The organism is Pseudomonas sp. LBUM1669 (assembly GCF_059695705.1).
In genome coordinates this window covers 767,306-786,120 of sequence record NZ_CP166784.1, presented here as the reverse complement: position 1 = coordinate 786,120, position 18,815 = coordinate 767,306, and the positions used below count along the sequence as shown (strand labels likewise).

At 59.9% G+C, this 18,815-nt stretch carries 17 protein-coding genes; 12 read left to right on the top strand and 5 right to left on the bottom strand.

Annotation, left to right across the window (positions count from 1 at the left end; translation table 11 throughout):
* Nucleotides 1–358: 358 nt before the first annotated feature.
* Both ACA051_RS03495 and aptA read right to left on the bottom strand, forming a co-directional pair.
* The gene (locus ACA051_RS03495; RefSeq protein WP_497307681.1) at nucleotides 359–1,852 is read right to left on the bottom strand and encodes a CoA-acylating methylmalonate-semialdehyde dehydrogenase; all 1,494 of its coding nucleotides are present in this window, start codon (nucleotides 1,850–1,852) and stop codon (nucleotides 359–361) included.
* A 64-nt stretch (nucleotides 1,853–1,916) separates the two neighbouring features.
* The gene (aptA, locus tag ACA051_RS03490) at nucleotides 1,917–3,266 is read right to left on the bottom strand and encodes an omega-aminotransferase AptA (protein WP_497307679.1); all 1,350 of its coding nucleotides are present in this window, start codon (nucleotides 3,264–3,266) and stop codon (nucleotides 1,917–1,919) included.
* Nucleotides 3,267–3,405: 139 nt separating this feature from the next.
* Here aptA and ACA051_RS03485 point away from each other — a divergent pair, with 139 nt between their 5' ends.
* The 6 genes from ACA051_RS03485 (at nucleotide 3,406) to ACA051_RS03460 (ending at nucleotide 9,914) form a co-directional block, all read left to right on the top strand.
* Nucleotides 3,406–4,326 carry a LysR family transcriptional regulator gene (locus tag ACA051_RS03485; protein ID WP_084319101.1) on the top strand — a complete coding sequence of 307 codons (921 nt, stop codon included), beginning with the start codon at nucleotides 3,406–3,408 and terminating at the stop codon, nucleotides 4,324–4,326.
* Nucleotides 4,327–4,533: 207 nt separating this feature from the next.
* On the top strand, nucleotides 4,534–5,184 hold the full coding sequence (locus ACA051_RS03480) for a TetR/AcrR family transcriptional regulator (RefSeq protein WP_109627829.1): 651 nt from the start codon (nucleotides 4,534–4,536) through the stop codon (nucleotides 5,182–5,184).
* A 7-nt stretch (nucleotides 5,185–5,191) separates the two neighbouring features.
* Nucleotides 5,192–5,773 (top strand): IMPACT family protein, encoded by a 582-nt coding sequence (locus ACA051_RS03475; protein WP_497307677.1) that lies wholly within the window; start codon nucleotides 5,192–5,194, stop codon nucleotides 5,771–5,773.
* A 531-nt stretch (nucleotides 5,774–6,304) separates the two neighbouring features.
* Nucleotides 6,305–7,870 (top strand): ABC transporter ATP-binding protein, encoded by a 1,566-nt coding sequence (locus tag ACA051_RS03470; protein WP_497373515.1) that lies wholly within the window; start codon nucleotides 6,305–6,307, stop codon nucleotides 7,868–7,870.
* Nucleotides 7,871–7,881: 11 nt separating this feature from the next.
* A complete protein-coding gene (locus tag ACA051_RS03465; protein WP_497307673.1) occupies nucleotides 7,882–8,988 on the top strand; it encodes an ABC transporter permease in 1,107 nt (368 codons plus the stop codon).
* Nucleotides 8,988–9,914, top strand: coding sequence for an ABC transporter permease (locus ACA051_RS03460; protein WP_497373513.1), 927 nt, complete (start codon nucleotides 8,988–8,990; stop codon nucleotides 9,912–9,914). Before ACA051_RS03465 ends, ACA051_RS03460 begins: the two co-directional genes overlap by 1 nt.
* A 39-nt stretch (nucleotides 9,915–9,953) precedes the next feature.
* On the opposite strand, the gene ACA051_RS03455 is transcribed toward ACA051_RS03460, so the two are convergent.
* Nucleotides 9,954–10,412 (bottom strand): hypothetical protein, encoded by a 459-nt coding sequence (locus ACA051_RS03455; protein ID WP_497307669.1) that lies wholly within the window; start codon nucleotides 10,410–10,412, stop codon nucleotides 9,954–9,956.
* An 83-nt stretch (nucleotides 10,413–10,495) separates the two neighbouring features.
* On the opposite strand from ACA051_RS03455, the gene ACA051_RS03450 reads away from it, so the two are divergent.
* The 3 genes from ACA051_RS03450 to ACA051_RS03440 all read left to right on the top strand — a co-directional run bounded on the left by ACA051_RS03450 (nucleotide 10,496) and on the right by ACA051_RS03440 (nucleotide 13,180).
* A complete protein-coding gene (locus ACA051_RS03450; protein ID WP_497310532.1) occupies nucleotides 10,496–10,846 on the top strand; it encodes a MerR family transcriptional regulator in 351 nt (116 codons plus the stop codon).
* A gap of 25 nt (nucleotides 10,847–10,871) precedes the next feature.
* Nucleotides 10,872–11,558 carry an SDR family oxidoreductase gene (locus ACA051_RS03445; protein ID WP_497307667.1) on the top strand — a complete coding sequence of 229 codons (687 nt, stop codon included), beginning with the start codon at nucleotides 10,872–10,874 and terminating at the stop codon, nucleotides 11,556–11,558.
* 263 nt (nucleotides 11,559–11,821) lie between these two features.
* Nucleotides 11,822–13,180: an 8-oxoguanine deaminase gene (locus ACA051_RS03440; RefSeq protein ID WP_497373511.1), complete on the top strand. Its 1,359-nt coding sequence runs from the start codon at nucleotides 11,822–11,824 to the stop codon at nucleotides 13,178–13,180.
* 122 nt (nucleotides 13,181–13,302) lie between these two features.
* Here ACA051_RS03440 and ACA051_RS03435 read toward each other — a convergent pair whose 3' ends face one another.
* The gene (locus tag ACA051_RS03435; protein ID WP_497307664.1) at nucleotides 13,303–14,391 is read right to left on the bottom strand and encodes a calcium:cation antiporter; all 1,089 of its coding nucleotides are present in this window, start codon (nucleotides 14,389–14,391) and stop codon (nucleotides 13,303–13,305) included.
* Between the two features lie 296 nt (nucleotides 14,392–14,687).
* Between ACA051_RS03435 and ACA051_RS03430 the strand changes: the two genes are divergently transcribed.
* The 3 genes from ACA051_RS03430 (at nucleotide 14,688) to ACA051_RS03420 (ending at nucleotide 17,915) form a co-directional block, all read left to right on the top strand.
* Nucleotides 14,688–15,770, top strand: coding sequence for a BMP family ABC transporter substrate-binding protein (locus tag ACA051_RS03430; protein WP_497270462.1), 1,083 nt, complete (start codon nucleotides 14,688–14,690; stop codon nucleotides 15,768–15,770).
* A 143-nt stretch (nucleotides 15,771–15,913) separates the two neighbouring features.
* A complete protein-coding gene (locus ACA051_RS03425) occupies nucleotides 15,914–16,879 on the top strand; it encodes a 2-oxoglutarate and iron-dependent oxygenase domain-containing protein (RefSeq protein WP_497373509.1) in 966 nt (321 codons plus the stop codon).
* 82 nt (nucleotides 16,880–16,961) lie between these two features.
* Nucleotides 16,962–17,915 (top strand): adenosine deaminase, encoded by a 954-nt coding sequence (locus ACA051_RS03420; protein WP_497373507.1) that lies wholly within the window; start codon nucleotides 16,962–16,964, stop codon nucleotides 17,913–17,915.
* Nucleotides 17,916–18,066: 151 nt separating this feature from the next.
* On the opposite strand, the gene ACA051_RS03415 is transcribed toward ACA051_RS03420, so the two are convergent.
* Nucleotides 18,067–18,801, bottom strand: coding sequence for an ArsR/SmtB family transcription factor (locus tag ACA051_RS03415; RefSeq protein ID WP_403108578.1), 735 nt, complete (start codon nucleotides 18,799–18,801; stop codon nucleotides 18,067–18,069).
* Between the last annotated feature and the right edge of the window lie 14 nt (nucleotides 18,802–18,815).

The window sequence follows — 18,815 nt, the reverse complement described above, 5'->3', positions numbered from 1 at the left end:
CACTTGCGCTTCCGATCTCTCGTTAGCGGGAGGCGAATTCTACAGCGTTACTCGCTGCTGTCAACACCTCTTTTTCTCCGCTTTCGACCGAGAAGATCGAATCGTCAATCAAGCTAAACAACCCTGCCTGACCAACTCCTTCTGGGCTTCGATGACCTGAAGCAACTCGCTGCCGAAAACTGCGTAACTCTTTGTTTGCCAAGGAGTTTTCCGTTTCGACTGCGCCGGAAGTGGGGCGAATTATAGACTTCCAGAATCTGCCGTCAACACCTAATTTCACATTTCTGTCATATAGGTCAAAAAACCCCGAAAACACGAAGGCCGAGCCCCAAAAGGGCTCGGCCTTCTGCCCTTCTACTTACAAGCTAGGGAATGCGAATTGCGACGCTTCATGGCTCGCACGCTGTGGCCAGCGCTGGGTAATGGCCTTGCGACGGGTGTAGAAACGCACGCCATCCGGGCCATACGCATGCAGATCGCCAAACAGCGAACGCTTCCAGCCACCGAAACTGTGATAAGCCACTGGCACCGGCAACGGCACGTTGACGCCGACCATGCCGACTTCGATCTCATCACAGAACAACCGCGCCGCTTCCCCGTCACGGGTGAAGATGCAGGTACCATTGCCATACTCGTGATCGTTGATCAGCTGCATCGCCTCTTCCAGGCTGTTGACCCGAACGACGCAAAGCACCGGCCCAAAGATCTCTTCTTTATAGATGCGCATCTCACGCGTGACGTTATCGAACAGGCAGCCACCCAGGAAGAAACCTTCCTCATGTCCGGCCACGCTCAAACCACGACCGTCCACAACCAGGGACGCACCCGAAGAAACGCCGTCTTCTATATAGCCACTGACTTTATCGCGCGCCTGCCCGGAAACCAGCGGCCCCATGTCCAGCCCACAAGAAGTGCCCGCACCGATTTTCAGCGCCTTGATTTGCGGCACCAACTTGGCCACCAACGCATCCGCCACCTGGTCACCCACACACACGGCCACCGAGATCGCCATGCAACGCTCACCGCAAGAACCGTAGGCTGCACCCATCAGTGCGCTGACCGCGTTGTCCAGATCCGCATCCGGCATCAGCACCGCATGGTTCTTCGCGCCGCCCAGTGCCTGGACGCGTTTGCCGCGCTTGGTACCTTCGGCATAGATGTATTCGGCAATCGGCGTCGAACCCACGAAACTCAGCGCTTTGACTTCCGGCGCTTCGATCAGCGCATCCACTGCCGCCTTATCACCGTGCACCACACTCAGCACACCTTTAGGCAGACCTGCTTCGATCAACAACTGGGCAATCAGCAGCGTAGAGCTCGGATCACGCTCGGACGGCTTGAGGATGAAGCAGTTGCCGCAGACAATTGCCAGCGGATACATCCACAGCGGCACCATCGCCGGGAAGTTGAACGGAGTGATACCGGCTACCACGCCCAACGGCTGGAAGTCCGACCAGGCATCAATGTTCGGACCGACGTTACGGCTGTACTCACCCTTGAGGATTTCCGGCGCTGCGCATGCGAACTCAACGTTCTCGATACCGCGCTTCAACTCGCCCGCCGCGTCTTCCAGCGTCTTGCCATGCTCTTCACTGATCAACTGAGCGATGCGTGCTTCGTTCTGTTCCAGCAGTTGCTTGAAACGGAACATCACCTGCGCACGTTTGGCCGGCGGCGTGTTACGCCAGGCCGGGAAGGCAGCCTTGGCCGAGTCGATGGCTTTCTGAATGGTTTCGCGACTGGCCAACGGCAGCTTGTGGATGGCCTGGCCAGTGGACGGGTTGAACACGTCAGCCGTGCGACCGTCTTCGGTCACCAGTTCGCCATTGATCAAATGCGGGATAAGGCTCATGCGCAGCTCCTGAAAAGTTGTCCACGGGCGCCCTTCGAAGGGCGCCTCTATATAGAGGGGAATATCAGTCGATTTTGTTCAGCACTTCGCCGACCGCGTCGAACAGACGATCAAGGTCTTGCGGCTTGCTATTGAAGGTTGGGCCGAATTGCAGGGTGTCACCGCCAAAGCGCACGTAGAACCCGGCTTTCCAAAGCGCCATGCCGGCTTCGAACGGACGCACAATGGCATCGCCGTCACGTGGCGCGATCTGGATCGCGCCGGCCAGACCGTAGTTACGAATGTCGATAATGTTTTTCGAGCCCTTCAGGCCGTGCAGCGCATTTTCGAAATGCGGCGCGACTTCAGCCACGCTCTGCACCAGGTTTTCCTTTTGCAGCAGATCGAGTGCGGCCAGACCCGCGGCGCAAGCCACCGGATGCGCGGAGTAGGTGTAACCGTGCGGGAATTCCACCGCGTACTCTGGCGTCGCCTGGTTCATGAAGGTCTGGTAGATCTCGGAGCTGGCAATCACCGCGCCCATCGGGATCGCGCCGTTGGTGACTTGCTTGGCGATGCACATCAGGTCCGGGGTCACGCCGAAGCTGTCGGCACCGAACATGGAACCGGTACGGCCGAAACCGGTGATCACTTCGTCGAACACCAACAGGATGTTGTGTTGATCGCAGATTTCGCGCAGACGCTTCAGGTAGCCCTGTGGCGGAACCAGCACACCAGCGGAACCGGCCATTGGCTCGACGAATACCGCAGCGATGTTCGAAGCATCATGCAGCTCGATCAGTTTGAGCAGTTCATCCGCCAGAGCGATACCGCCCTCCGTCGGCATGCCACGGGAATACGCATTGCTCGCCAGCAACGTGTGCGGCAGGTGATCGACGTCCATCATCGCCTGACCGAACATTTTGCGGTTGCCGTTCACGCCACCGAGGCTAGTGCCGGCGATGTTCACGCCGTGATAGCCACGGGCACGGCCGATCATTTTGGTCTTGGTCGCCTGGCCTTTCAGGCGCCAGTAAGCACGCACCATCTTCACCGCCGTGTCAGCACACTCGGAACCCGAATCGGTGAAGAACACGTGATTCAGATTGCCCGGCGTCAAGTCGGTGATTTTTTCGGCCAGTTGAAACGACAACGGATGGCCGTACTGGAAGCCTGGCGAGTAATCCAGGGTGCCCAACTGCTTGGCGACCGCTTCCTGGATCTCCTTGCGAGTGTGCCCGGCGCCACAGGTCCAGAGACCCGACAGCGAATCGTAGACCTTGCGACCCTTGTCGTCCGTCAGCCAGCTGCCCTGCGCTGCAACGATCAGTCGCGGATCGCGCTGGAAATTGCGGTTGGCGGTGTAGGGCATCCAGTGGGCATCGAGCTTGAGCTGGCTGGCCAAAGGAGACTGGGCGTTTTCGGGCAAGTTCATGGGCAAAACCTCGCAGGGCAATAAGCGGCATAGAGATCAAAAGCGTTCTTGCAGCTAAGTTGCCACGAGGATAAAGTCGGTGAAATCCAACTCTTCTAACGTTCAGTCTGTCAAACACTAAACTTTGAGCTATTTGCGCATGAGCATTCGCCGCCCCGATCCACTCGCACAAGTCAGCGACTTTGATATCCGCCTGCTGCGCATTTTCCGCAGTGTGGTGGAATGCGGCGGCTTTTCTGCGGCGGAGTCGGTATTGGGCATCGGTCGCTCGGCCATCAGCCAGCAAATGAGCGATCTGGAACAGCGCCTCGGCCTTCGTCTATGCCAACGCGGTCGCGCCGGGTTTTCCCTGACCGAAGAAGGTCGCGAGGTGTACCAATCGGCGTTGCAGCTATTAAGTGCACTGGAAAGTTTCCGCACCGAGGTCAACGGTCTGCACCAGCACTTGCGTGGTGAATTGACCATCGGCCTGACCGACAACCTCGTCACCCTGCCCCACATGCGCATCACCCATGCCCTGGCACAACTGAAGGAACGCGGGCCGGACGTGCAGATTCAGATCCGCATGATCGCGCCCAACGAAGTCGAACAAGGCGTGCTCGACGGTCGCTTGCATGTCGGCGTGGTGCCGCAGGCCAGTGCACTGTCGGGGCTGGAATATCAGCCGCTTTATAGCGAACGCTCGCTGCTGTATTGCGCGGTCGGCCACCCCTTGTTTTACGTCGACGACAAGCAACTGGACGACGAGCGCCTCAACAGTCAGGACGCCATCGCACCGACCTTCCGTTTGCCGGCGGAAATCCAGGCGCATTATCAGGCGCTCAATTGCACCGCCAGTGCCTCGGACCGCGAAGGCATGGCGTTCCTGATCCTCACCGGGCGCTACATCGGCTACCTGCCGGACCACTACGCCAGCCTCTGGGTGCAGCAAGGCCGATTGCGTGCGCTGAAACCCAAGGCGCGCTTTTATGACCTGAGCCTCGCGTCGGTCACGCGCAAGGGCCGGCGCCCACATTTGGTTCTGGAAAGTTTTCTGGAGAGCCTCGCGGCGACACGTTGAAAGTGGTGGAAACCTGTAGGAGCGAAGCTTGCTCGCGAAGGCGGCGTGTCAGCTATATCAATGTCGACTGACATGCCGCTTTCGCAAGCAAGCTCTGCTCCTACAGGAATTGTGGTGTTCAGGTTTTATTGCGTCAGGACTTGTCTGAAGCTTGTGGGTGCGCTATCAACGCAGTGGCTACACCCATCCACTTGTTTGGAAGTGCCTATGACCTTTGAAGTCCCCGCTCACGGCGGCAAACCCGCCAGCCGCATTCGTCAGAAGAACGAAGAGACCATCATCAAAGCCGCCGAAGACGAGTTCGCCCGTCACGGATTCAAAGGCACCAGCATGAACACCATCGCCCTGAATGCCGGGCTGCCCAAGGCGAACCTGCATTATTACTTCACCAACAAACTCGGTTTGTACGTGGCGGTGTTGAGCAACATCCTTCAGTTGTGGGACAGCACCTTCAACACCTTGACTGCCGAGGACGATCCGGCCGAAGCGCTGACGCGATACATCCGTGCCAAAATGGAATTCTCCCGTCGCCAGCCGCAAGCCTCGCGGATCTTCGCCATGGAAGTGATCAGTGGCGGTGAATGCCTGACCGAGTATTTCAATCAGGACTATCGCGCCTGGTTCCAGGGGCGGGCGGCGGTGTTCCAGGCGTGGATCGACGCCGGCAAGATGGATCCGGTCGACCCGGTGAACCTGATCTTCCTGCTGTGGGGCAGCACCCAGCATTACGCCGACTTCGCCACCCAGATCTGCCGTGTCAGCGGCCGTACCAAGCTGACCAAACAGGACATGGAAGACGCCGGCAACAACCTGATCCGCATCATCCTAAAAGGCTGCGGCCTCACGCCAGCTATCTAAGACACTTATGCCTTTTACCCTCAGCGGTTTTTGCGAATACCGCGAAGAGATTCGCAAAAGCCGCTTCATCACCTTCGCCGCGCCGATCGCAAGCCCAGCTGAAGCCCAGGTGTTCATCGATCAGCACAGCGACTTGAATGCCTCGCACAACTGCTGGGCCTGGAAGCTCGGCGACCAATACCGCAGCAATGACGATGGTGAACCGGGCGGCACCGCAGGACGACCGATTCTGGCGGCCATCGAAGCGCAGGATTGCGATCAGGTCGCGGTGCTGGTGATTCGTTGGTATGGCGGCATTCAATTGGGCACCGGCGGCCTCGCCCGGGCCTATGGCGGTGGCGCGAACAAGTGCCTGCAAGGTGCCGCGAAAGTCGAGCTGATCAGCCGGATGCCGGTGAGCTGTGCCTGTGCATTTGGTGAGTTGGCGCTGGTGAAACTGCGCGTCGCGGAATCTGGCGGTTTGGTGGTGGAAGAAACCTTCACCGCCAATGGCGTGGAATTGCAATTGGCGATCGGTAAAGAGCAAATCACGACCCTGCAAACTCAGCTCGCAGACCTGAGTCGCGGGCGCATTGTGTTGCAGCACTGATCGCACCAACACCGCTCACTGCCCTTTCATCGAGCCTGTTCACTTGCCCACATCTGCTGTGCACCCGGCTGTGGATAACCTGAGCACATCCTGCTGTAACCCTTCTGTCATGCGGCTTTGCGGGCTTTGTTCATTTTTCGTCCAATTTTCCACACAAACCACTAATCCCACGGAAAAACAAACAGTTAGCGCCGGTTATCACCTTTAGAAGATAGCCGCACAGTACTTATGCCCGTGCTTTCGGCTTGCGCACAAATACTGTGGAACAACCTGTGGATAACCCGTTCATGGCTGGCTCTGCCCTATATCCGGCATAGGTTGCGGCGTGCTGCTCGTTTTTTGACCAGTACCCGGCGAGCAAAATCAGAGCCTGATCAAGCACTTTGCCCTCAAGTGGTGCCTGACTAGGCAAAAAAACTGGTGGGGACTCGCCCTGAATACCTTTGCCAGCAAGGATTTTCAGTTTTCCTGACTCAATGGCCAGGAAATTGCTTTATCCACAGGCATAACTTCTAGCGACCCGAGCCTGTCATGCCCAACCCCGTGCCGATCCCCGATCAAGCGCCTCGCCTGCAACTGCGCAGAATCAGCAAACGTTACCCCGGCTGCCTGGCCAACGACGCCATCGACCTGAACATTGCTCCCGGCGAAATCCACGCCCTGCTCGGCGAAAACGGCGCGGGCAAAAGTACGTTGATGAAAATCATCTACGGCGTCACCCATGCCGATTCCGGGGAAATGATCTGGCAAGGCCAGCACGTGAGCATGCGCAATCCGGCACAGGCTCGCGGACTGGGAATAGGCATGGTGTTCCAGCATTTCTCGCTGTTCGAAACCCTCAGTGTGGCGCAGAACATTGCATTGGCGATGGGCGCGGCGGCCGGCACGCCGAAGCAGCTTGAGCCAAAGATTCGTGAAGTCTCCCGGCGCTACGGCATGGCACTCGAACCGGAGCGACTGGTCCACAGCCTGTCGATCGGCGAGCGGCAACGGGTGGAAATCGTTCGCTGCCTGATGCAGGACATTCGCCTGCTAATTCTCGATGAACCGACTTCCGTGCTCACACCGCACGAGGCCGACGACCTCTTCATCACCCTGCGCCGACTCGCCGCCGAGGGTTGCAGCATTCTGTTCATCAGCCACAAGCTCGGCGAGGTGCGCGCGTTATGCCACAGCGCAACGGTGCTGCGCGGCGGTAGGGTGGCCGGTCATTGCGTGCCGGCCGAGTGTTCGGATCAGCAATTGGCGAGGTTGATGGTGGGGGGAGCCGCCGAGCTGATCACCGATTATCCGAAGGTGATCGGCGGTGACCCGTTTTTGAATGTGAGCAGATTGTCGTGGCACAACCCAGACCCGTTCGGCTGCTCCCTGACGGACATCGACCTAGAAGTGCGCAGCGGCGAAATCGTCGGTATCGCCGGCGTGGCAGGCAATGGTCAGGATGAATTGCTGGCCCTGCTCAGCGGCGAAGAACGGTTGAGCCGAAACGACAACGGGACGATCCGTTTCGGTGGGCAGCCGGTCGCCGATTTGCGGCCCGATGCTCGACGCCACCTTGGCCTCGCGTTTATTCCCGCCGAGCGTCTGGGTCACGGCGCGGTGCCCGAACTGAGCCTCGCTGATAACGCCCTGCTCACCGCGTTTCAACAAGGGCTGGTCAGCAACGGCCTGATTCAGCGCGCCAAGGTCGAGGCGTTGGCGCAAGAAATCATCCGCCGCTTTGGCGTGAAAACACCCGGTACCCAAGCGCCGGCTCGCAGTTTGTCCGGCGGCAATTTGCAGAAATTCATCCTCGGCCGGGAAATCCTCCAGCAACCGAAATTGCTGGTGGCCGCGCACCCGACCTGGGGCGTGGACGTCGGCGCCGCCGCGACCATTCACCGTGCGTTGATTGCCTTGCGCGATGCCGGCGCGGCGATCCTGGTGATCAGCGAAGACCTCGACGAACTGTTCCAGATCAGCGACCGGCTCGGTGCCTTGTGCAGCGGACGCCTGTCGCCACTCAGAGCCACGGTCGACACGCGCCTGATCGACGTCGGCGGCTGGATGGCCGGCCAGTTCGACGCCCCACACTCACTCGCATCCGCAACGGTTTAACGGAGTTTCACATGCTGCTTTCTCTCGAACCCCGTGGCCAGCAATCGCGCCTGATGCTGTGGTGCTCGCCGTTGCTGGCCGCGGCCCTGACATTGGGCTGCGGCTCGCTGCTGTTTATTGCGCTGGGCCATGATCCGCTGCTCACACTGCACACCCTGCTGATTGCGCCGGTCAGCGACTTGTATGGTGTCTCCGAACTATTGGTCAAAGCCTTGCCGATTCTGCTGTGCGCGCTGGGGCTGGCCGTGGCGTATCAGGCGCGGATCTGGAACATCGGCGCCGAAGGTCAGTTGCTGCTCGGCGCCCTGGCCGGCAGTGCACTGGCGGTGAACATCATCGATATGCAAAGTCGCTGGGCGCTGGTGCTGATCCTGCTCGTCGGCACTTTTGCCGGTGCCGCGTGGGGCGGGCTGACGGCATGGTTGCGCACGCGTTTCAATGCCAACGAAATCCTCACCAGCATCATGCTCAATTACATCGCACTGAACCTACTGCTGTTCTGCGTGCATGGGCCGTTGAAGGACCCGGCCGGGTTCAACTTTCCGGAGTCGGCGATGTTCGGCGATGCCAGTCGTTTGCCGCTGTTGATGGAGGACGGCCGGGTTCACGCCGGAGTGTATTTCGCCCTGCTCGCATTGGTGGCCGTCTGGGTTTTGCTGCAAAAAAGCTTTGTCGGCTTCCAGATCAAAGTGCTCGGGCTGGACAAGCGCGCGGCGAGCTTCGTCGGGTTTCGCGAGAAGCGGCTGATCTGGCTGGCGCTGTTGATCAGCGGCGGATTGGCGGGGCTGGCCGGGGTATGTGAAGTCACCGGGCCGATTGGCCAACTGGTGCCGCAGGTTTCGCCGGGTTATGGCTATGCCGCGATCACGGTGGCGTTTCTCGGGCGGCTCAACCCTATCGGCATTCTGTTTTCCAGCCTACTGATGGCGTTGCTGTACATCGGTGGCGAGAGCGCGCAGATGAGCATGAACCTGCCGCAAGCCATCACCCAGTTGTTCCAGGGAATGATGCTGTTTTTCCTGTTGGCCAGTGACGTGCTGATTCTCTACCGACCGCGTTTGCACCTGCGCTGGACTCGTCGCGCGCAAGCCACCGCCGTACACGCAGGAGCGCTGTGATGGATATCGATCTGCTGAGCAATATTTTCTACGCCATGGTCCGTTGCGGCACGCCGTTGCTGTTGGTGGCGCTGGGCGAATTGATCTGTGAGAAAAGCGGCGTCCTGAATCTGGGCCAGGAAGGCATGATGCTGTTTGGCGCGGTGATCGGTTTTATCGTCGCCCTGAACAGCGGCAACCTGTGGCTCGGCGTGTTGCTGGCGATGCTCGCCGGGATGCTGTTGTCGTCGCTGTTTGCGCTGGTGGCATTGGTGTTCAACGCCAATCAGGTGGCCACTGGATTGGCGCTGACGATTTTCGGCGTGGGCCTGTCGACGTTTGTCGGCACGGCGTGGGTCGGTAAACCGCTGGCCGGTTTTGAGCCGGTGGCGATTCCTTACCTGAGTGAAATACCTTTGATCGGGCGAATGCTGTTTGCCCAGGATTTGCTGGTGTATCTGTCGTTCGCGTTGTTTGCGCTGGTGGCGTGGGTGATTTTGAAAAGTCGTGTGGGCTTGATCATTCAAGCGGTCGGCGAAAATCCAGATGCGGCCAGTGCCATGGGCTTGCCGGTGCTCGGCGTGCGCACCTTGGCGGTGTTGTTCGGCGGGGCGATGGCGGGTTTGTCCGGTGCCTATTTGTCCCTGGCCTATACGCCGATGTGGGCGGAAAACATGAGCGCCGGCCGTGGCTGGATTGCCTTGGCGCTGGTGGTGTTTGCCAGTTGGCGAGTGTGGCGCTTGCTGTTGGGCGCGTATCTGTTCGGGCTCGCCAGCATCCTGCACCTGGTGGCGCAGGGGTTGGGGCTGGCGATACCGTCGAGTCTGCTGGCGATGTTGCCGTATGTCGCGACCATCGTGGTGTTGGTGCTGCTGTCGCGGGATGCGGTGCGCACACGGTTGTATGCGCCGGTGTCGTTGGGGCAGCCGTGGCGGGCGGGGCATTAAGGTTGACCCGACCGGCCTCTTCGCGGGCAAGCCTCGCTCCTACGGGTTTTGCGCAATTCGTGAAACCGGCACTGGACATGTAGGAGCGAGGCTTGCCCGCGAAGGCTGCCGGACAGGCAACACCTGAACCACGCCCCACGCCAACTCAAAGACCAGAAAAATCACCAACAGCGAACTGGCACCATGGAGCAAGGCATAAAGCTGCCAAGCCGAAAACAGAAACCGCCCCACCGCGTCATACCGACCAAAAATCTGCTGCGGATCACGAATCCGCAGCACCGCCCACACGCAGACAATCGACCCCAACAGATTGGCCATCAACATGTGCATCGGCTCGAACGGCGGCAACTCTCCAGGTAAATCGAAAGCCTGGCTCACACTCAACAACACCCCCTGCAACGCGGTAAAACTCCACGGCGTGATAAACGCTGCCGTCACGATCAAGTCATACCAGGCGCTGCCCCGCACCAACCGGCGATATTGCGTTGAAGTCCACATCGGCCTTGCTCCATACATTCAGGGAGCAACAAGGCTAAAGCCTGGAGTATGCTCCAAGGTCAAGCCCCTCTCGAGACGTCATGATGCGCATCGGTGAATTAGCCCAGGCCAGCGCCGTCAGCCGCGACACGCTGCGTTTCTACGAGCAGCGCGGACTGATCGCCGCACAACGCAGTGCCAACGGCTATCGCGACTATCCGCCAGACATGGTGCAACTGGTGCTGTACATCAAGACGGCTCAGCGGTTGGGCTTTACCCTCGGCGAGATCGGCAACAGCGTCGCCACGATCTGGCAATCGCCGGATCCTGACAGCGCCGTCACGCAGTTGCTGCAAGACAAACTCAAGCTGATTGAAACCCGTATGGACGAACTCGGTGCATTGCGCCACGAGTTGCAACAACGGCTCGGTCAGCGGTGTCCACTGAATCCATGATCCTCATTTATCAAGGAAGCCACTCATGTCCAAGGCAAAAACCGCCCTCATCATCGGTGCCTCCCGAGGCCTGGGCCTCGGCCTGGTGAAAACCCTGTTGGCCGACGGCTGGCAAGTCACCGCTACCGTGCGCAATCCGAAGAACGCCGAGGCGCTGCAAGCGCTGGGCAAGGTACGGATCGAGAAACTCGATATGGACGATCAGCAGGCGGTCATCGCCCTGAGCCAACAGCTCAAGGGTGAAGTGTTTGATTTGCTGTTCGTGAATGCCGGGGTCAAGGGGCCGGACGTTCAGACGCCGGGCGGCGCGACGTTCGCCGAGGTCGGCCAATTGTTCTTCACCAACGCCGTGGCGCCGATCAACCTGGCACAACGTTTTGCCGGGCAGATTCGCCCGGAGACCGGCGTTCTGGCGTTCATGAGTTCGGTGCTGGGTAGCGTGACCATGCCGGACGCGCCGGAGCTGGCGTTGTACAAGGCCAGTAAAGCGGCGCTGAATTCCATGACCAACAGCTTCGTCACTCAACTAGGCGAGCAGAAACTCACGGTGTTGTCGTTGCACCCGGGCTGGGTGAAGACCGACATGGGCGGTGAAGGTGCCGATATCGACGTGGAAACCAGTACGCGTGGGTTGGTTGATCAGGTGAATGCTTATGTCGGCAAGGGTGGGCATCACTTCGTGAATTACCGGGGTGAAACCATTCCCTGGTAAACACCACCCTCCCCCTGTGGGAGCGAGCCTGCTCGCGATGGAGTGTCAGTCGACACCCATGCAGCTGACCCACCATCGCGAGCAGGCTCGCTCCTTGGATGTCATTCCACATAAGGTTTGCGTCGTCTGGTCGGGCAGGGCTTGCCGGCCAGGCGGTTATGTTCGAAACTCCGCACCTCGCCCTAGCGGCGACCCTGGATCAGCAGACAGGGTAATCACTGAGCTGGCTAACCTGAACCCCACTTTCAGAGGAGCCGGCCAACATGCCTGCGACCCGTACCTGGTTAAAAAACCCCCTCGCCATCTTTACTGCCAATGACCTCGATGCCCGTGGCGGCCTGGTTGTGCAAGACGGCGTGATCGTTGAAGTGCTCGCCGCTGGCCAGCAACCGTCCGCGCCCTGTGGACACGTTTTCGATGCCCGCGAGCATGTGATCCTGCCGGGGCTGATCAACACCCATCACCACTTCTATCAGACCCTGACCCGCGCCTGGGCGCCGGTGGTCAATCAGCCGTTGTTCCCGTGGCTGAAAACCCTCTACCCGGTCTGGGCACGCCTCACCCCTGAAAAACTCGCCCTCGCCACGAAAGTTGCGTTGGCTGAGTTGCTGCTGTCCGGCTGCACCACCGCCGCCGATCACCACTACCTGTTCCCGGAAGGCCTGGAAAACGCGATCGACGTGCAAGTCGAGAGCGTCCGCGAACTGGGCATGCGCGCCATGCTGACGCGCGGCTCCATGAGCCTGGGGGAAAAGGACGGCGGCCTGCCACCGCAGCAGACTGTCCAGGAAGGCGAAGTGATCCTCGCGGACAGCCAGCGCTTGATCGCCGAGTACCACCAGCGTGGCGATGGTGCGCAAATCCAGATCGCTTTGGCACCGTGCTCGCCGTTCTCGGTGACGCCGCAAATCATGTCCGCCAGCGCCGAGCTCGCGAACACACTCGACGTGCGCCTGCACACGCACCTGGCGGAAACCCTCGACGAAGAAGACTTCTGCCTGCAACGCTTCGGCTTGCGCACAGTGGATTATCTGGACAGCGTCGGCTGGCTCGGTCCACGTACCTGGCTGGCCCACGGCATCCACTTCAACCCGGACGAAATCGCCCGCCTCGGCGCCGCGGGCACGGGGGTTTGCCATTGCCCGAGCTCGAACATGCGCCTGGCCTCCGGCATTTGCCCGACCCTGGACCTGACCGCTGCTGGCGCGTTGCTGGGTCTGGGGGTGGATGGATCAGCGTCCAACGATGCCTCGAACATGATGCTCGAAACCCGTCAGGCGCTTTACATTCAGCGGCTGCGTTATGGCGCGGAGAAGATCACCCCGGAATTGGTTCTGGGTTGGGCAACCAAGGGCTCGGCCAGTTTGCTGGGCCGGACCGACATCGGTGAGCTGGCGGTGGGCAAGCAGGCGGATATGGCGCTGTTCAAACTCGATGAGCTGCGCTTCTCCGGCAGTCATGATCCGGTGTCGGCGTTGCTGCTGTGTGGTGCGGATCGTGCGGACCGGGTGATGATCGGTGGCAAGTGGCGAGTGATTGATGGGCAGGTCGAGGGCCTGGATCTGAAGGGATTGATTGCTGATCACAGCCAGGCGGCTCGGCAGCTAATCGCCGGCGCGTAAGACGAGCACGATCTAATGTGGGAGCGGGCTTGCTCGCGAAGAGGGAGTGCCAGTCGACATCAATGTTGAATGACACTCCCCTCTTCGCGAGCAAGCCCGCTCCCACAGTGGTATGTGGTGTTTCAAAGCCCCAGCAGCGACAACATGATGAACGTCGCAAACAACACAAAATGCGTCATGCCTTCGATGGCATTGGTTTCGCCGTCGTTGAGGTTGATCGCGCTGACGATCAGGGTGAGGAAGATCATCACCGTCTGCACCGGGGTCATCGCCATCTGGAACGGCTGGCCGGTGTAGAGCGCCATCGCTTCCATCACCGGCACCGTCAGGATCACCGTCGACAGTGACGCCCCCATGGCGATGTTGACCACCGATTGCATGCGATTGGCCAAAGCCGCGCGCAATGCCGTCAGAATCTCCGGCGCGGCGGAAATCGCCGCCACCAGAATCGCCGTAATCACCGGCGGTGCTCCCGTGCCTTCCAGGCCCAGGTCGAGGGTCTTGGACATCACTTCGGCCAAGGCGCCGATCACCACAACGCCGAACACCAACGTGCCGATACTCAGCGCCAGATTGACTGGCTCAGGTTCCTCTTCCGGGACTTTCCTGCGGCGTTTTTCCGGGTAGCTGTAGCTGAAGAAATAACTGTGCGGCCCGACCTGCATACGCAGGAACAGGGTGTAGAGCACGATCATCGCGCCGATGGTGAACGCCGAATAAATCTTCCAGTTGGCCTCGGGGATGAACTCCGGCACCACCATGGACACGCCCATGGCGGTGAGGATCATCACGCTGTAACTGCGGGCCGAGTCATCGTTGTACGACTGTTCGCCGTGCTTGATCCCGCCCATCAACGCGGCCAGGCCGAGGATGCCGTTGATGTCGAGCATCACCGCCGAATAAATCGTGTCGCGCACCAGGGTTGGCGAGGCTTCGTTACTCATCATGATCGCCAGGATCACCACTTCCACCAGCACCGCGGCCAGGGTCAGGATCATCGTGCCGTAAGGGTCGCCGACTTTTTCGGCGAGCAGTTCGGCGTGATGGGCGACGCGCATGGAGGCGGCGACGATGAAGGCAATCAGCACCAGGCCAGCGGTCAGCGCGATGGGCTGGCCGCTGTGCAGCATCCAGTGTTCCATCGGATAAGCAACGACGGCGGCAATCACGGCCAGCAGCAGAAACTTTTCTTGCTTGAGGAGTGTGAGCATTGCGGGCCTTTTTTGCCGAGTGGAGCAAACAGAGTGATGAGCTACTGACTGCGGGGCGGCGCTAACGTTTCGTTACACCTTAGCGCACCAGTGGATGGCAGCAGGTTTGGCACGTGCACTTTTATTGGCCTTGTGGGCCTCTTCGCGGGTAAGCCTCGTTCCTACAGGTTGGCGTCGCTTGTAGGAGCGAGGCTTGCCCGCGAAGGCCATTACACGGTTTCGGCGTTTTTGTTGTCCTGTTGGTCAGCAATTTGCATTGCCCCTGCCAACCTCACAACAACATGGAGTTCGAATTCATGCACAAACGTCCGTTGAAGAAGCTGCTTTGCGCCGTTGCCGCGGCTATCGGTCTGAGCGCGAGCCTGACCGCCAGCGCTGCCGACCCGCTGAAAGTCGGCTTCGTCTATATCGGCCCGATCGGTGACCACGGCTGGACGTATCAGCATGAACAGGGGCGCAAGGCGCTGGCCGAAAAGTTCGGCAATCAGATCACCACCAACTATGTGGAGAACGTCGCCGAAGGGGCCGATGCCGAGCGGGTGATCCGCAACATGGCCAAGGACAAGTACGACCTGATCTTCACCACGTCGTTCGGCTACATGAACCCGACCCTGAAAGTCGCCAAACAGTTTCCCAAAGTGACCTTCGAACACGCCACCGGCTACAAGCAGGACAAGAACCTCGGCACCTACCTGGCGCGCACGTATGAAGGTCGCTACGTCGGCGGTTTCCTCGCGGCGAAGATGACCAAGACCAAGAAGATTGGCTACGTCGCGTCTTTCCCGATCCCGGAAGTGATCCGCGACATCAACGCCATTCAACTGGCCCTGAACAAGTACAACCCCGGTACCGAGATCAAGGTGGTGTGGGTCAACTCGTGGTTCGATCCGGGCAAGGAAGCCGACGCCGCCAACGCGCTGATCGACCAAGGCGTCGATGTGGTGTTCCAACACACCGACAGCCCGGCGCCGATTCAGGCGGCCGAACGTCGCGGCGTGTATGCCGTCGGCTACGCTTCGGACATGGCGCACTTCGGGCCGAAAGCGGTGCTCACGTCGATCGTCAACGACTGGGGCCCGCATTACATTCAAGCGACCCAAAGCGTGCTCGACCACACCTGGAAATCGCAGGATTACTGGGGCGGGTTGAAGGAAGGCACGGTTGAGCTGCCGATCAGTGACCTTGTGCCGGCGGCGGTGAAAACCGAAGCAGAACAGATCATTGCGGACATCAAAAGCGGCGCCTTCCACCCGTTCACCGGGCCGATCAAGGACCAGGCCGGCACCGAGAAAATCGCGGCGGGCGCGACGGCGAGCAATGCGGAGCTGGCATCGATGAACTACTACGTTGAAGGCATGAAAGCCGACATTCCCAAGTAATTCCCGAGCCAAACACAAATCCCTGTGGGAGCGGGCTTGCTCGCGAAGGCGGTGGGTCAGTCAACAGAGATGTTGAATGTGCTGGCCCCTTCGCGAGCAAGCCCGCTCCCACAATGGATTTTCAGCGTTCTTAAGGACTGCGCATGAACCAACTTCCGATCATCGACATCGCCCCGCTCTACAGCGATGACCAAACCGCCTGGCAATCCGTCGCCAGCCAAATCGACCACGCCTGCCGCGAGTGGGGTTTCTTCTACATCAAGGGACACCCAATTTCCGCGCAACGCATCGCCGCCGTACTCGACCACGCCCAACGCTTCTTCGCCTTGCCCACCGCCGAAAAGCTCAAGATCGACATCACCCAGACCCGCCACCATCGCGGCTACGGCGCCATTGCCACCGAGCAACTGGACCCGAGCAAACCCAGCGACCTGAAAGAAACCTTCGACATGGGCCTGCACCTTCCGGCCGATCACCCTGAAGTGTTGACGGAAAAACCGCTGCGCGGCCCCAACCGTCATCCCTCGATGCCCGGTTGGGAAGCCTTGATGGAGCAACACTACGTCGACATGCAGGCACTCGCCCAAACGCTGTTGCGTGCCATGACCATGGCGCTGAACATCGAGCGCGACTTCTTCGACACACGCTTCCATGAGCCGGTCAGCGTGCTGCGAATGATTCATTACCCACCGCGCCATACTGCCAGCTCCGAGGAGCAACAAGGCGCCGGCGCCCACACCGATTACGGCTGCATCACCCTGCTGTATCAGGACGCCGCCGGTGGCCTGCAAGTGCGCAACGTCAAAGGCGAGTGGATCGACGCGCCGCCGATCGAAGGCACGTTCGTGGTCAACCTCGGCGACATGATGGCGCGCTGGAGCAACGATCGTTACCTGTCGACGCCGCACCGAGTGATCAGCCCATTGGGCGTGGACCGCTACTCGATGCCGTTCTTTGCCGAGCCGCACCCCGACACACGCATCGAATGCCTGCCCGGTTGTCAGGATGACGTGCACCCGGCGAAATACCCGGTTACCACCTGCGCCGAATTCCTGCTCTCGCGCTTTGCCGAGACCTACGCCTATCGACGGGAACCGGAAGCGGTGTGATGAACCGGCTGGTCAGGTTTTGCTAATTGTTTCTACGGGCATCTGTAGAATGCTCGCCATCTGCACCTGATGAGAAAAGACTATGTACGACTGGCTGAACGCCCTGCCCAAGGCAGAACTGCACTTGCACCTGGAGGGTTCGCTGGAGCCCGAGTTGCTGTTCGCCCTGGCCGAACGCAACAAGATCGCCCTGCCGTGGAGCGATGTCGAAACCCTGCGCAAGGCGTATGCCTTCAACAACCTGCAAGAGTTTCTCGACCTGTATTACCAGGGCGCCGACGTGCTGCGCACCTCGCAGGATTTCTACGACCTGACCTGGGCCTACCTGTTGCGTTGCAAGGCGCAGAACGTGATTCACACAGAACCGTTCTTCGACCCGCAGACCCACACCGACCGTGGCGTACCGTTCGAAGTGGTGCTCAACGGCATCGCGGCGGCGCTCAAGGATGGCGAGCGGCAACTGGGCATCACCAGCGGTTTGATCCTGAGCTTCCTGCGTCACCTGAGTGAAGACGAAGCGCAGAAAACCCTCGACCAGGCGCTGCCGTTTCGCGAAGCGTTTGTGGCCGTGGGCCTGGACAGTTCGGAGATGGGTCACCCGCCGAGCAAGTTCCAGCGCGTGTTTGATCGTGCCCGTCACGAAGGCTTCCTGACCGTCGCCCACGCCGGTGAAGAAGGCCCGCCCGAGTACATCTGGGAAGCCATCGACCTGCTGAAAATCCAGCGCATCGACCATGGTGTGCGCGCCATCGAAGACGAGCGCCTGATGCAGCGGATCATCGACGAGCAGATCCCGTTGACCGTGTGCCCGCTGTCCAACACCAAGCTCCGGGTGTTCGACCACATGTCCCAGCACAACATCCTCGACATGCTCGAGCGTGGCGTGAAAGTGACCGTGAACTCGGATGACCCGGCGTACTTTGGCGGGTATGTGACCGAGAACTTCCATGCGCTGTACACCGATTTGGGCATGACCCAGGATCAGGCCAGGCGTTTGGCGCAAAACAGCCTGGATGCGCGGTTGGTAAAACCATAAGCCTTAGCGAAGAACCACTGTGGGAGCGACCTGCTCGCGATTGCAGTCTGTCAGTTGACTTAGATATTAACTGACACACCGCCATCGCGAGCAGGCTCGCTCCCACAGGTTCTGTGTTCAGCCGGCTAGCGATTTAGTAAATCAAACGCCTCTAAAGCGCCATTTCCAGCTCGGTTTCCTTGGCGAATCGATGGATTTCCCGCTGCCCCGCGGCCGTGATCTGCAAGGCGCGCGAATCGTTGGGCAGGCTCAACCAGCCGGATTGCATGAACAGCTGCAACAACGCAGCGCCCAGCGAACCGCCCATGTGCGGGCGTCTTTCGCTCCAGTCGGGACACGCGCAGGCGACTTTGCTGTTGCGATGGGCCAGGGCCTGGATGTACACCCCGCGCGAGGCCAGTTGTGTGGACCCCTTGTGGGTGATCATGACGCGCTGTTCGAACTGCTCGATCCAGCCGGCATCCAGCAACCGCTGGTAAAGATCGGCGGCCAGGGTGCCTCCCAAATGGTCGTCGCACAGTCGGGCCCGCAACAACGACGAAGGCGCCGCCTGAGGTTTGGCGATGGGGCTGGTGCGTTTGAAAACGTCCGGGACGGGCTGCGGGGTGCTGGCCAGTGTTGCGCTGGCCAGTGCTTCGATTGCCGCGCCCACTTCAGGTGCGGCCAGGCGGAAAAAGCGTTTGCGCCCACGGATTTCGACTTTCAACAGACCTCCGGCGGACAAACGCCCCAGGTGTGCACTGGCCGAAGACGGTGACAGGCCGGCCAATAGCGCCAGCTCTTCGGTCTGCCGCGCCGAGCCATCCATCAAGGCCCACATCATTGCGCTGCGCTTGGGGTCAGCCAGCAATGTGGCGATCTGGCTGATGCAAGGTGCATGTTCCATGTATTCACTCCCTG

Coding starts and splice junctions, on each gene's coding strand:
- ACA051_RS03495 (WP_497307681.1), bottom strand. CDS start 1,852: ATGAGCCTTATCCCGCATTTGATCAATGGCGAACTGGTGACCGAAGAC.
- aptA (WP_497307679.1), bottom strand. CDS start 3,266: ATGAACTTGCCCGAAAACGCCCAGTCTCCTTTGGCCAGCCAGCTCAAG.
- ACA051_RS03485 (WP_084319101.1), top strand. CDS start 3,406: ATGAGCATTCGCCGCCCCGATCCACTCGCACAAGTCAGCGACTTTGAT.
- ACA051_RS03480 (WP_109627829.1), top strand. CDS start 4,534: ATGACCTTTGAAGTCCCCGCTCACGGCGGCAAACCCGCCAGCCGCATT.
- ACA051_RS03475 (WP_497307677.1), top strand. CDS start 5,192: ATGCCTTTTACCCTCAGCGGTTTTTGCGAATACCGCGAAGAGATTCGC.
- ACA051_RS03470 (WP_497373515.1), top strand. CDS start 6,305: ATGCCCAACCCCGTGCCGATCCCCGATCAAGCGCCTCGCCTGCAACTG.
- ACA051_RS03465 (WP_497307673.1), top strand. CDS start 7,882: ATGCTGCTTTCTCTCGAACCCCGTGGCCAGCAATCGCGCCTGATGCTG.
- ACA051_RS03460 (WP_497373513.1), top strand. CDS start 8,988: ATGGATATCGATCTGCTGAGCAATATTTTCTACGCCATGGTCCGTTGC.
- ACA051_RS03455 (WP_497307669.1), bottom strand. CDS start 10,412: ATGTGGACTTCAACGCAATATCGCCGGTTGGTGCGGGGCAGCGCCTGG.
- ACA051_RS03450 (WP_497310532.1), top strand. CDS start 10,496: ATGCGCATCGGTGAATTAGCCCAGGCCAGCGCCGTCAGCCGCGACACG.
- ACA051_RS03445 (WP_497307667.1), top strand. CDS start 10,872: ATGTCCAAGGCAAAAACCGCCCTCATCATCGGTGCCTCCCGAGGCCTG.
- ACA051_RS03440 (WP_497373511.1), top strand. CDS start 11,822: ATGCCTGCGACCCGTACCTGGTTAAAAAACCCCCTCGCCATCTTTACT.
- ACA051_RS03435 (WP_497307664.1), bottom strand. CDS start 14,391: ATGCTCACACTCCTCAAGCAAGAAAAGTTTCTGCTGCTGGCCGTGATT.
- ACA051_RS03430 (WP_497270462.1), top strand. CDS start 14,688: ATGCACAAACGTCCGTTGAAGAAGCTGCTTTGCGCCGTTGCCGCGGCT.
- ACA051_RS03425 (WP_497373509.1), top strand. CDS start 15,914: ATGAACCAACTTCCGATCATCGACATCGCCCCGCTCTACAGCGATGAC.
- ACA051_RS03420 (WP_497373507.1), top strand. CDS start 16,962: ATGTACGACTGGCTGAACGCCCTGCCCAAGGCAGAACTGCACTTGCAC.
- ACA051_RS03415 (WP_403108578.1), bottom strand. CDS start 18,801: ATGGAACATGCACCTTGCATCAGCCAGATCGCCACATTGCTGGCTGAC.